Origin of the sequence: Microbacterium sp. SZ1, assembly GCF_002362255.1 — a bacterium.
Lineage (GTDB): Bacteria > Actinomycetota > Actinomycetes > Actinomycetales > Microbacteriaceae > Microbacterium.
The window spans coordinates 1-11,790 of sequence record NZ_LPVV01000007.1; the positions used below are offsets into that span (position 1 = coordinate 1).

Sequence of the window (11,790 nt, forward strand, 5' to 3'; positions counted from 1 at the left end):
CGCGTCGGGACTCGTCGAAGGATCCGACGACCTCGATTCGAACCTCACCTGGGTCATCTCGAACGAGAAGGATGCCGCGGACGGCCTCGCCGACGGCACCTATCAGGCCGTGATCACGATCCCCGCGGATTTCTCGGCCGCCGCGACCTCGGCCGGCCAGGCGATCTCCGACGGCGGCGGCCCGGCCGAGCAGGCCACCATCCGGGTCACCACGCCCGACGACGGCCTTGTGGCGGACGACCTCATCACGAGCCAGATCGCGAACGTCGCCGCGTCGAGCATGGGCACCATGCTGTCGGAGGCGACGACCGACAACATCCTCGTCGGCTTCACCACGATCGGCGACCAGATCGGCGATGCCGCAGACGGCGCCGCCCAGCTCGCCACAGGAGCTCGGGATGCCGCGACCGGCGCAGCTGCGATACCCGACGGCGCGACGCAGCTCGCATCCGGCGCGACGCAGCTCGGGTCGGGAGCGACGACGCTCGCGTCCGGACTCGACACGCTCACGACGAAGACTCGGGAAGCGGCAGCCGGAGCCGCGACCATCGGGCAGGGACTGACGGTCGGGGCGCAGGAGCTGCAGACGAACGGCCTGATCCCGTCGGACCTCAGGGGCAACGCCTCGAGCGTGGCCACGGGCGTGCGGGAACTCGCGAATCAGTGCGACCCTCTGCTCTCCGGAGCCGACTACTGCAACACCCTGACCCGCCTCGCGCTGCAGGCGGAAGGCACGTCTGCCGGTCTGACCCAGGTGAACACGCAGGGAACGTCGACGCTCGTCAGCCAGCTCAGTCAGGCAGGAGCGGGCGCCTCGCAGCTCGCCAGCGGCCTCACGCAGCTCGCCAACGAAGGCCTCGTGCAGTCGGCCACCGGGGCGCGCACCCTTGCGACCGGGGCCGACCAGCTGTCTACCGGCGCGACCGAGCTCGCCACGGGTGCGACCGAGCTCGCGACGGGCCTCGACGGTCTTGCCACCGGTACCGGCGACCTCGCCGGAGGGCTGCGCACCGCCTCCGACTCGCTGCCGTCGTTCAGCGACGCCGAGTCCACATCGCTCGCCTCGGTGATCGCCGACCCGGTGGCCGCCCAGGGCGCCGGTGACACGATCTTCGGACCGACGGCGATCCCGCTGCTGACCGCCGTCGTGCTGTGGTTCGGCGCACTGGCGTCGTTCCTCGTGCTGCGGCCGCACAGCCCTCGCACCCTCACGTCGCGTCGCTCCTCGGCGGGGCTCGCGCTTCGTGCGTTCGCCCCGGCGGCGGCGATCGGCGCGGGTCAGGGCGTGCTCGTGTCGCTCATCGTTCAGATCGTGGCCGGGTACGACGCCGCGACCTGGTGGGCGTTCGCCGGCATGGCCGTGCTCTCCGGGGTCGCCTTCGGCGCGGTGAACCAGGCGCTCGTGGCGGTCTTCGGCGGCGTCGGCCGGTGGGCCGCCGCGCTCGTGGGCGTGCTCGCCATCGCCACAGGGATCGTGTCGACCGTGCCCGAGTGGCTCGCGGCGGTCGGGGCGGCGCTGCCGACGGCATCCGCCTTCTCCGGTCTGATCTCTGCGAACGGAGCGGCCGCCGCCGCGCTCGTCGTGTGGGGCGTGCTCGCACTGGTGGCGACGACGCTCGCCGTGACGCTCCGGCGCACGACCTCGGCGAAGGCGGCCCTCGCGACCGCGTGATCTCCTGCGAGGCCCCGATCATCCGGGCGACGACTCACATCGCGCGTCGGCGAGCCTCCCAGCCCGTGCGCACCATGTCGTCGACCGAGTAGCGCATCGTCCAGTCGAGGTCGCGGGCGGCGAGCTCGCCGGTCGCGACGATGCGGTCGGGGTCTCCCGCGCGGCGAGGTCCGATCTCGGGGGTGAACTCGATGCCGGTCACGCGCGCGACGGCATCCATGATCTGCTTGACGCTGAGTCCGTCGCCCGAACCGAGGTTGTACGCGGGCTCGACCGGCTCACCCGCGGCGAGGCGCTTCGCTGCGGCGACGTGCGCGGCGGCGATGTCGCCCACGTGCACGTAGTCGCGCACGTTCGTGCCGTCGGGGGTGTCGTAGTCGTCGCCGTTGATGCGCGGAGTCTCGCCGGCGATGAGCTTCTCGAACACGATGGGGAAGAGGTTGTGCGGGCTCACGTCGTAGACGGTCGGGTCGGCCGACCCGACGACGTTGAAGTAGCGCAGAGAGGTGTGCCGCAGCGGCGCGTCGGAGTCGGCGGTCGCGACCGCCTGATCGCGCAGCAGCCACTCGCCGATGAGCTTGGACTCGCCGTAGGGGCTCGCCGGCTTCTTCTCGGTGCTCTCCACGACGAGCGGCACATCGGGCGTGCCGAACACGGCGGCCGACGACGAGAACACGATGTTCTGCACACCCGCAGCCTGCATCGCCTCGAGGATCACGCGGGTGCCCTCGACGTTCTGCGCGTAGGTGTGCAGGGGGCGCTGCACCGAGACGCCCGCGTATTTGAAGCCCGCGACGTGGATGACGCCCTCGGCGCCGTGCTCGCGGAGAGCGCGCTCGACGAGCTCGCGGTCGAGGATCGAGCCCCGTACGAACGGCACTCCCTCTGGCACGAACGAGGCCACACCGCTGGAGAGGTCGTCGATCACGACGGGGGAGAGCCCGGCATCCGCGAGTGCGCGGACGACGTGGGCTCCGATGTAGCCGGCTCCGCCGGTGACGATCCAGGACATGTCTTCCTCTCCTGCCGCGGTCGAGGCGGCCCGCTTCGATTCTGCCAGGGTCAGGCGTCGCGCCCCGCCCCGGCGGACGGCACGACCGTGAACACGGTCGGCTCGGCGAAGCCGGATGCCGCGAACGCCGCGCGCACGGCATCCGACACCGTCTGCTCGGCATCCGCCTCGATCAGGGCGATCGCCGCGCCGCCGAACCCGCCGCCCGTCATGCGCGCGCCGATGGCCCCCGCCGCGACGGCGGACTCCACGGCGGTGTCGAGCTCGGGCACGGAGATCTCGAAGTCGTCGCGCATCGACGCGTGCGAGGCGACGAGCAGATCGCCGATCGCCCTGGCTCCCTGCTCGCGGAGCGTGCGGACGGTGTCGAGCACCCGCTGATTCTCGGTCACGATGTGGCGCACGCGGCGGAATGTGATGTCGTCCATGATCTCGGCCGCTCGCGGGAGGTCGTCCATCGAGACGTCGCGAAGGCTGGCGACCCCCATCAACTCGGCGCCCCGTTCGCACGACGCGCGGCGCTCGCGGTAGCCGCCGGTGGCGTGCGAGTGCGAGACGCGCGTGTCCATGACGAGGATGGCCAGACCGGCGTCGACGACGCCGACGGGAACCGGCACCGCGGCGAGCGAGCGGCAGTCGAGGAAGATCGCGGCATCGGGCTCACCGAGCATCGAGGCCATCTGGTCCATGATCCCGGTGGGTGCGCCGACGGCCTCGTTCTCGGCGCGGCGGCCGACGCGGGCGAGGGCCGTGCGGTCGAGCCCGGCATCCCACAGCTCGTTCAGCGCCGATGCCGTGGCGCCCTCGATCGCGGCCGAGGATGACAGTCCGGCGCCGACGGGCACGTCGGAGGCGAGGGCGATGTCGACGCCGGATGCCGTGGCGCCCGCTTCGCGAAGCGCCCAGGCGACGCCGAGCGGGTACGCGGCCCACTCCGAGACGCGCGGCGACGAACCGGTCGCGGTGGGGAAGAGGGTGTCGAGCTCGTCGAGTCCGACCTCGACTGCGCCGTCGGCGAACGTCGAGGCGACGCGGATGCGGTCGTCGTCGCGCCGTGCGACGGCTGCTGCGGTGCGGTGGGGGATCGCGAACGGCAGCACGAAGCCGTCGTTGTAGTCGGTGTGCTCGCCGATGAGGTTGACGCGGCCGGGCGCAGACCAGATCCCCTCCGGTGCGGACCCCGTCAGGTCCGCCAGCAGAGCGGTCGCGCGGCGGATGGTCTCGGGGGAGGTGTTCGCCGCAGAGCTCACGCGGACACCTCCTCGATGCTCTCGATCGCCGCACGCAGCCGCGCGGCGCCCTGCTCGGGCGTCACCTCGGCGGCCCACGCCCACATCGCCGCCTCGGAGCCGGCGAGGAACTTGAGCTTGTCGGCCGCCCGACGCGGACTCGTCAGCTGCAGGTGCAGACGCACGGACTCACGGCCGGTGTGCACCGGAGCCTGATGCCAGGCGGCGATGTACGGGGTGGGCGAGTCGTAGAGCGCGTCGACGCCGCGGAGCAGCCGCAGATACATCGGCGCGAGCTCGTCGCGCTGCTCGGGCGTCGTGGCGGCGAAGTCGGGCACGTGCTGGTGCGGCACGAGATGCACCTCGAGCGGCCAGCGCGCCGCGAACGGGACGAAGGCGGTCCAGTGCTCGCCGCGCAGGACGACCCGCTCGGACTCGCGCTCGAAGGCGAGAATGCGGTCGAAGAGGTCGGGAGCGGTGCGGTCGATCGTCTCGAGCAGGCGGGTCGTGCGCGGGGTCACATACGGGTACGCGTAGATCTGGCCGTGCGGGTGCGGCAGCGTCACGCCGATCGCCTCGCCGCGGTTCTCGAACGGGAACACCTGCTCCACGCCGGGCAGCGCCGACAGTGCGGCGGTGCGGTCGGCCCAGGCCTCGATCACGGTGCGGGCTCGCGTGACGGTCTGCGTGCCGAACGAGCCGGTGTGCTCGGGGCTGAAGCACACGACCTCGCATCGACCGACCGACGTGCGGGTGCGGCCGAGGCCGAGCGCGTCGAGGTCGTCGAGTCCGCGCGGCGGGTTGCTCGCGGCCGGTGCGGCGCCGACGGCCTCCGCGAGGGCGGGACCGAACGCCGGGGAGCGGTTCTCGAAGACCGCGACGTCGTAGCGCGAGGGCACCTCGGAGGGATTGGTGGGCGTCTGGGGTGCCAGCGGGTCGGCGTCGGCGCCCGGCATCATCACGCGGTTCTGCCGGTTGGCGGCGACAGTGATCCAGTCGCCCGTGAGCACGTCGAGGCGCATCGTCGCCGTGTCGCCGCGGGTATCGAGCGCGCGTGCGTCGATCGCGCGCTCCGGTCCGAGCTCGGTATCGGGATCGTCGAAGTAGATGAGCTCTCGACCGTCGGAGAGCGTGGTGGAGCGCTTCACGACACCGGCGGTCAGGGGCTCGGTTCGCAGGTCGGCGACAGAGGGCGTGTTCACGTGAACATGGTAGATCGAGGGCCGTGGTAACGTCAACATGGCTGGTTGGGCGGCGGAGGAGGAGCCGGATGGGTCGCGTATCGATGGCCGCGGTGGCGGCGCGCGCAGGCGTCTCGGGCCAGACGGTCTCGCGCGTGGTGAACGAGAGTCCCCGCGTCGACCCGGCCACGCGCGAGCGCGTGGAGCGGGCCATGGCCGAGCTCGGATATCGCCCGCACCGCGCGGCGCGGGCGCTGCGCACGGGTCGTTCGCAGACCATCGGCCTGGTCGTCACCACGCTGGCCACGGTCGGCAACTCGCGCATGCTGCAGGCCACCGCGGACGCCGCCGCCGAACGCGGCTACGCGCTGACCCTCGTGACCGCCGCCGCGGGAGAAGTCGGCGAGGCGTTCGAGCGGCTCGCCGATCAGGGAGTCGACGGCGCGATCGTGCTCAACGAGGCCTCGGCTCTCCTGCCCGCTCAGCGGCCGAGCGGATTGCATCTCGTCGCGGTCGACGCGCCGGAGGAGTCCGACCTCGTCGTCGTGCACAGCGATCACGCCGGGGGAGCGGCCGCCGCGACGGCGCACCTCCTGGGGCTCGGACACTCCACCGTGCATCACCTCGCGGGTCCCGCCGACTCCTTCGCGGCATCCGAACGCGAGCACGGATGGCGGGAGACGCTGCAGGCGGCCGGCGCCGCGATCCCCGACGTGGTGCGCGGGGACTGGTCGCCCGAGAGCGGCCATTCGGCCGCCGACGCGCTCGCCGCGGCATCCGCGGTCTTCTGCGCCAACGACCAGATGGCGCTCGGGCTGCTCCGAGCGCTGGCCGAGTCCGGACGCCGCGTGCCCGACGACGTGGCGGTGGTCGGCTTCGACGACGTGCCGGATGCCGCGAACTACCGCCCCCCGCTCACGACGATCCGCCAGGACTTCCCGGCGCTCGCGCATCGCGCCGTCGCGCTGCTCGTCGGCGACATCGAGGGCGAGGCGGTGGCGAGGGCGTCCGTCGTGCCGACGACGCTCGTCGAGCGGTCGAGCGCGCGCTGATACCTCCGGCGGCGGGACCAGTCGCAGCCTGATCACTTCGATCGCACCGCCGACGAAAGCGCTTGCGTAACCCCCTGGCGCCATGCCATGATCTCGGAAAGCGTTTACCCACCGCGAGCGAGATCGCGACGGCATCGACAGGAACGGAACCACTGATGGCACAGGCGACGACCCGCGAGATCGGGATCATCATGAACGGCGTCTCGGGGCGCATGGGCTACCGGCAGCACCTGGTGCGGTCGATCCTCGCGATCCGCGACGAGGGCGGCATCGAGCTGCCCGACGGATCGCGCGTCACGGTCAGGCCGCTCCTCGTCGGCCGCAGCGAGGCCAAGCTCGCCGAGCTCGCCGCGAAGCACGGCATCGACGATTACACGACCGATCTCGATGCCGCGCTCGCCGATCCGCAATGGGAGATCTACGCCGACTTCCTCGTGACCAAGGCCAGGGCGTCGGCGCTGCGCAAGGCCATCGCCGCCGGCAAGGCGATCTACACCGAGAAGCCCACCGCGGAGTCGCTCGAGGAGGCGATCGAGCTCGCGCGCCTCGCCGACGAGGCCGGGGTGAAGACCGGCGTCGTGCACGACAAGCTCTACCTGCCCGGCCTGCAGAAGCTCAAGCGTCTGATCGACTCGGGTTTCTTCGGACGCATCCTCTCCGTCCGCGGCGAGTTCGGCTACTGGGTGTTCGAGGGCGACTGGCAGCCCGCCCAGCGTCCGAGCTGGAACTACCGCACCGAAGACGGCGGCGGCATCATCGTCGATATGTTCCCGCACTGGAACTACGTGCTCGAGAACCTGTTCGGCGAGGTGAGGAGTGTGTACGCGCAGGCGGCGGTGCATATCTCCGACCGCTGGGACGAGAAGGGTGAGCACTACACGGCGACCGCCGAGGACGCGGCGTACGGCATCTTCGAGATCGAGGGCGGCATCATCGCCGAGATCAACTCCAGCTGGACCGTGCGGGTGAACCGCGACGAGCTCGTGGAGTTCCAGGTCGACGGCACGCACGGGTCTGCGGTCGTCGGACTGTTCGGCGCGAAGATCCAGCCCCGGAACGCCACTCCGAAGCCGGTGTGGAACCCCGACCTCGAAGACGGCCACGACTACGACGCCGACTGGCAGCAGGTGCCGACCAACGACGTGTTCCTCAACGGATTCCGCCAGCAGTGGCAGGAGTACCTGGTCTCGTACGTCGAGGGCACGACGTACCCGTTCGATCTGCTCTCGGGCGCCCGCGGCGTACAGTTCGCCGAGGCCGGCCTCACCTCCTCGGCCGAGGGGCGCAAGATCGCCCTCGAGCCGCTGACGCTGCGATGAGCGGGCTCCGACTGCTCGCGCCCGACGGGTCGCTGTCCGACGTCGAGCTGCACGACGGCGCCGGCTACACACGCCCTACGGCCCCGCTGCAGAGCCGCGTCGCCTACGCCGCCGCACACGTCGTGCCGAAGGCGCACGCCGACAACACGCCGGGCCGGCCCGCCGACATCGACTGGGACGCCACGCTCGCGTTCCGCCGCAACGTGTACTCGTGGGGACTCGGCGTCGCCGACGCCATGGACACCGCGCAGCGCAACATGGGCCTCGACCCGGCCGCCGTGCGCGAACTGATCGCCCGCAGCGCCGAGGTCGCCCGCGAGGAGGGCGGCTCCGTCGTGGTCGGGGTCAACACCGACCACGTCGACGAGCACCGCATCCCCCTCGACCGCGTGATCGACGCGTACAAGCAGCAGCTGCACTTCACGGAAGAGCAGGGTGCCGGCCCGGTGCTCATGGCCTCCCGTCATGTGGCGAGGGCGGCGGCGGATGCCGACGACTACCGCCGCGTGTACCGCGAGGTGCTGGCGAGCGCGACCGTGCCGGTCGTGCTGCACTGGCTCGGGCCGGCCTTCGATCCGGAGCTGGAGGGCTACTTCGGCGCGAGCGACTGGCAGACGGCATCCTCCGTGCTGCTCGACATCATCGGCGAGCACCCCGACAAGGTCGCGGGCGTCAAGATGAGCCTGCTGAACGCGGAATCCGAGGTCTCGGTGCGCGAGCGGCTGCCCGAGGGCGTGCGCATGTTCACGGGCGACGACTTCAACTACGTCGGCCTCATCGGGGGCGACCGGTCGTCGAGCGAGCGGAGCGAGACGAACCGCACCCACTCCGACGCCCTGCTCGGCGCGTTCGCAGCGATCACGCCGGTCGCGTCGGCGGCGATCCAGGCGTTGGACGCCGGAGATCCGCAGCGCTACCTCGACATCCTCGGCCCGACCGAGGAGCTCAGCAGGCAGGTGTTCGCCGCGCCCACGTTCTACTACAAGACGGGTGTCGCGTTCCTCGCGTGGCTGAACGGGCATCAGCCCGCGTTCCAGATGGTCGGTGGCCTGCACTCCGCGCGCAGCCTCCCGCACCTCAGCCGCATCGTCGAGCTCGCCAACAGCTCCCTCGCACTCGAGGACCCGGAGCTCGCCCGGGAGCGCTGGCACGGGATGCTGCGCCTGAACGGCTTCGACCTCGGGAAGGCCCGCGCATGAGCGTCGACCCGCGGCTCAGCATCAACCAGGCGACCATCAAGCACGCCGATCTCGCGACCGCCCTGCGCGTGACGGTCGCCGCCGGCATCCAGGCCATCGGCCTCTGGCGGGAGCCCGTGAACGACGTCGGCCTCGACGTGGCCGCGCGCATGCTCGCCGACTCCGGGCTGCGCTTCACGACGCACTGCCGCGGTGGGTTCTTCACGCTCCCCGACGGACCGGAGCGCGTGGCGGCGCTCGACGACAACCGTCGCGCGATCGAGGAGACGGCGACGCTCGCGGCGGCCGGCGCCGAGGGGTCGACGGCCGTGCTCGTCCTGGTGGCCGGCGGACTTCCGGAAGGCTCCCGCGACCTGCTCGGGGCGCGGGAGCGCGTCCGCGACGCACTCGGGGCGCTGGCGCCGGATGCCGAGGCGGCGGGCGTCACGCTGGCGATCGAGCCGCTGCATCCGATGTTCGCGTCCGACCGCGCGGTCGTCTCGACGCTGGGGCAGGCTCTCGACCTCGCCGCCGACTTCGACCCGCACGTCGTCGGGGCTGCGGTCGACACGTTCCACATCTGGTGGGACCCGCAGGTGCTCGACCAGATCGCCCGCGCCGGGCGGGAGGGTCGCATCGCGACCTACCAGGTGTGCGACTGGAAGACGCCGCTGCCGGCCGACGTGCTGCTGTCGCGGCACTATCCGGGCGACGGAGTCGTCGACTTCGGGTCGCTCACCCGCGCCGTCGTCGACGCCGGGTACGACCGCGACATCGAGGTCGAGATCTTCCACGCCGACGTGTGGGCCGACGACCCCGCGCGAGTCGTGCGGCGCACGGCGGAGTCGTTCGGCGCCGCGGTGTCGCCGCACCTGCCGTGACCGGGGTGGGGTCGGATGGGCCGAACGTCGCGGCCGGCCCGACCACTAGGCTCGGGGCATGACGCTGCCGGAAAGCTCTTCCCGCGTGCGCCAGCCGCGCACGGCGCGAGGCGCCGCGCCGACGCTGCACGATGTGGCGCGTGAAGCCGGGGTCTCGCTCGCCACGGCATCCCGCGTGCTGAACGGCTCGGAGCGCAAGGTCGCCGAGTCGTTCCGCGAGCGCGTCGAGCAGGCGGCTGCCGCCCTCGGCTACACGGCCAATGTCTCGGCGCAGGCCACCGCCCGCGGGACGTCGCCGGTCATCGCGCTGCTCGTCGCCGACATCGCCGACCCGTACTTCGGCCTCATCGCCGCTGGCGTCGCCCGCGGAGCCGACGAGCAGGGTCTCGTCGTCTCGATTTCGGTGACCGAGCGCGACCCGGCCCGCGAGGCGCGGATCGTTCGCGCGCTGCGCGGCCAGCGGCCGCAGGGACTCATCATCGCGGCCTCGCGGTCGACCGGGGAGGACTTCTCCGCGACCGAGGCCGAACTCGACGGGTTCGGCCGATTCGGCAGCCGGGTCGTGACGTTCGGAGCCCGCGTCGGCGACAACCGCCTCGTCGAGATCGACAACCGATCGGGTGCCGAGGACCTCGGTCGTCGCATGGGCGCGCTCGGCTACCGGTCGGCGATCGTCGTCGGTGCGGCACCCGGCGTGCTCACGTCGGACGAGCGCGTCGCCGGATTCACGAGCGGCTTCGAGGAGGCGGGTGGCACGATCGACCGCGTGCTCCGCGGCGACTTCCGCCGCGAGTCGGGAGCCGAGGCGATGGCCGCAGCGCTGGCCGACGGCGTCGACCCAGGCACCCTCGTGTTCGGCATGAGCGACGTGATCGCGATCGGGGCGATGTCGGCGATCCGCGCGGCGGGACGCGAAGTGGGGGCGGACATCGCGGTGTGCGGCTTCGACGACGTGCCGTCGGCGATGGACGTCTCGCCCGCTCTCACCACGGTGCGGGTCCCGTTGAGCGAGATCGGCTATCAGGCGTTCCGGGCGACGGTCGACGAGGACTGGCGTCAGACGTCCCTGCCGCTCGAGGTCATCGAGCGGGGGAGCACGCCGGGGGCGGCCGCATGACTCGCGTGGTGCTGGCGCCGGACAGCTTCAAGGGCACGATCACCGCGGCGGATGCGGCGGCGGCGCTTGCCGAAGGATGGGCGACCGTCGAGCCGGACGCCGAGTTCGTGCATCGGCCCATGGCCGATGGCGGGGAGGGGACGGTCGCCGCCTTCGCTACGGCGATCCCGGGAGCGCGACGCATGCCCGTCGCGGTCGATGGTCCGGCAGGATCGTCGATCGACTCCGCGTGGTTGCTGCTGCCGCCCGACGCGGAGGCCCCCGGCGGCACCGCCGTGGTCGACCTCGCCTCGACCTCGGGCATCGAACTGCTCGACGAGCTGCGTCCGTGGGACGCCGACACACGCGGCTTCGGCCAGGCGATCGGCGCGGCTCTCGGCCACGGCGTCTCCCGCGTCGTCGTCGGCATCGGTTCGAGCGCCTCCACGGACGGCGGGATCGGGATGCTGAGCGCACTCGGCGCGCGGTTCCTCGATGCGGCCGGGGCCCCGATCGCGCGAGGTGCCCGCGGACTCCTCGATCTCGCGTCGGTCGACCTCGGCGCACTGCGTGCGGCCCCCGAGGTGCGCGTGCTCACCGATGTGACCAACCCGCTCACCGGACCGCGCGGTGCGGCAGCCGTGTTCGGTCCGCAGAAGGGACTGCTGCCTGCGGACATCGAACGGGTGGATGCCGCGCTCGCGCGCCTCGCGGACCTGCTCGGCCTCGACCCTGCACTGCCCGGCACGGGCGCTGCCGGCGGAACCGGCGCGGCGCTCGTCGCCTGGGGCGCCGTCCTCGCGCCGGGAGCCGGTGAGGTCGCGGAGCTCGTCGGCGTCGACGCCGCGATCCGCTCCGCCGACGTGGTCGTCACGGGGGAGGGGTCGTACGACGGTCAGTCCGGCGACGGCAAGGTGCCGTCGTTCATCGCCGGGCTCGCAGCATCCGCCGGCGCGGCTCCGATGCTTGCGGCGGGACGCATCACAGACGACTCCGACACGTCGCTGTTCACGGCATCCGCCTCGCTCACCGAACTGGCCGGCTCATCCGCCGCCGCGCTCGCCGATCCCGCACGCTGGCTGCGCGAGGCCGGCGCGGCGCTCGCCCGCTCTCGCTGAGCGGCGTCGTCGGCGGTCGCCGCGTTTCGTCTCGTCGCGGCGCTCGCCCGCT

The 11,790-nt window shown here is 72.2% G+C and carries 10 protein-coding genes; 7 read left to right on the forward strand and 3 right to left on the reverse strand.

Annotated features, from left to right (window positions below):
• Positions 1–1,672 (forward strand): YhgE/Pip domain-containing protein (locus AUC47_RS06325; protein ID WP_096714373.1); only part of this gene is annotated, 1,672 nt, incomplete at its 5' end.
• Positions 1,673–1,706: 34 nt separating this feature from the next.
• Here the strand turns inward: AUC47_RS06325 and galE are convergent.
• From galE to galT, 3 genes are read right to left on the reverse strand one after another with little or no spacing between them, the layout of a single operon-like run.
• Positions 1,707–2,684 carry a UDP-glucose 4-epimerase GalE gene (gene galE, locus AUC47_RS06330; RefSeq protein ID WP_096714374.1) on the reverse strand — a complete coding sequence of 326 codons (978 nt, stop codon included), beginning with the start codon at positions 2,682–2,684 and terminating at the stop codon, positions 1,707–1,709.
• A 50-nt stretch (positions 2,685–2,734) separates the two neighbouring features.
• Positions 2,735–3,934 (reverse strand): galactokinase, encoded by a 1,200-nt coding sequence (gene galK, locus AUC47_RS06335; RefSeq protein ID WP_373557852.1) that lies wholly within the window; start codon positions 3,932–3,934, stop codon positions 2,735–2,737.
• A complete protein-coding gene (gene galT, locus AUC47_RS06340; protein WP_256999469.1) occupies positions 3,931–5,115 on the reverse strand; it encodes a galactose-1-phosphate uridylyltransferase in 1,185 nt (394 codons plus the stop codon). The genes galK and galT overlap by 4 nt, the downstream gene beginning before the upstream one ends.
• A 68-nt stretch (positions 5,116–5,183) precedes the next feature.
• Here galT and AUC47_RS06345 point away from each other — a divergent pair, with 68 nt between their 5' ends.
• From AUC47_RS06345 to AUC47_RS06370, 6 genes are all read left to right on the forward strand, one after another.
• Entirely contained in the window at positions 5,184–6,146 is a 963-nt protein-coding gene (locus AUC47_RS06345) for a LacI family DNA-binding transcriptional regulator (RefSeq protein WP_256999470.1), read from the forward strand.
• Positions 6,147–6,301: 155 nt separating this feature from the next.
• Positions 6,302–7,465 carry a Gfo/Idh/MocA family protein gene (locus tag AUC47_RS06350; RefSeq protein ID WP_096714376.1) on the forward strand — a complete coding sequence of 388 codons (1,164 nt, stop codon included), beginning with the start codon at positions 6,302–6,304 and terminating at the stop codon, positions 7,463–7,465.
• Positions 7,462–8,664: a dihydrodipicolinate synthase family protein gene (locus AUC47_RS06355; protein ID WP_096714377.1), complete on the forward strand. Its 1,203-nt coding sequence runs from the start codon at positions 7,462–7,464 to the stop codon at positions 8,662–8,664. Before AUC47_RS06350 ends, AUC47_RS06355 begins: the two co-directional genes overlap by 4 nt.
• The gene (locus tag AUC47_RS06360; protein WP_096714378.1) at positions 8,661–9,524 is read left to right on the forward strand and encodes a sugar phosphate isomerase/epimerase family protein; all 864 of its coding nucleotides are present in this window, start codon (positions 8,661–8,663) and stop codon (positions 9,522–9,524) included. The genes AUC47_RS06355 and AUC47_RS06360 overlap by 4 nt, the downstream gene beginning before the upstream one ends.
• Before the next feature lie 58 nt (positions 9,525–9,582).
• Positions 9,583–10,641: a LacI family DNA-binding transcriptional regulator gene (locus AUC47_RS06365; RefSeq protein WP_096714379.1), complete on the forward strand. Its 1,059-nt coding sequence runs from the start codon at positions 9,583–9,585 to the stop codon at positions 10,639–10,641.
• Complete coding sequence (locus AUC47_RS06370) at positions 10,638–11,738, forward strand: glycerate kinase (protein ID WP_096714380.1); 1,101 nt, start codon at positions 10,638–10,640, stop codon at positions 11,736–11,738. The genes AUC47_RS06365 and AUC47_RS06370 overlap by 4 nt, the downstream gene beginning before the upstream one ends.
• Positions 11,739–11,790: the final 52 nt, after the last annotated feature.

Coding starts and splice junctions, on each gene's coding strand:
- galE (WP_096714374.1), bottom strand. CDS start 2,684: ATGTCCTGGATCGTCACCGGCGGAGCCGGCTACATCGGAGCCCACGTC.
- AUC47_RS06345 (WP_256999470.1), top strand. CDS start 5,184: ATGGGTCGCGTATCGATGGCCGCGGTGGCGGCGCGCGCAGGCGTCTCG.
- AUC47_RS06350 (WP_096714376.1), top strand. CDS start 6,302: ATGGCACAGGCGACGACCCGCGAGATCGGGATCATCATGAACGGCGTC.
- AUC47_RS06355 (WP_096714377.1), top strand. CDS start 7,462: ATGAGCGGGCTCCGACTGCTCGCGCCCGACGGGTCGCTGTCCGACGTC.
- AUC47_RS06360 (WP_096714378.1), top strand. CDS start 8,661: ATGAGCGTCGACCCGCGGCTCAGCATCAACCAGGCGACCATCAAGCAC.
- AUC47_RS06365 (WP_096714379.1), top strand. CDS start 9,583: ATGACGCTGCCGGAAAGCTCTTCCCGCGTGCGCCAGCCGCGCACGGCG.
- AUC47_RS06370 (WP_096714380.1), top strand. CDS start 10,638: ATGACTCGCGTGGTGCTGGCGCCGGACAGCTTCAAGGGCACGATCACC.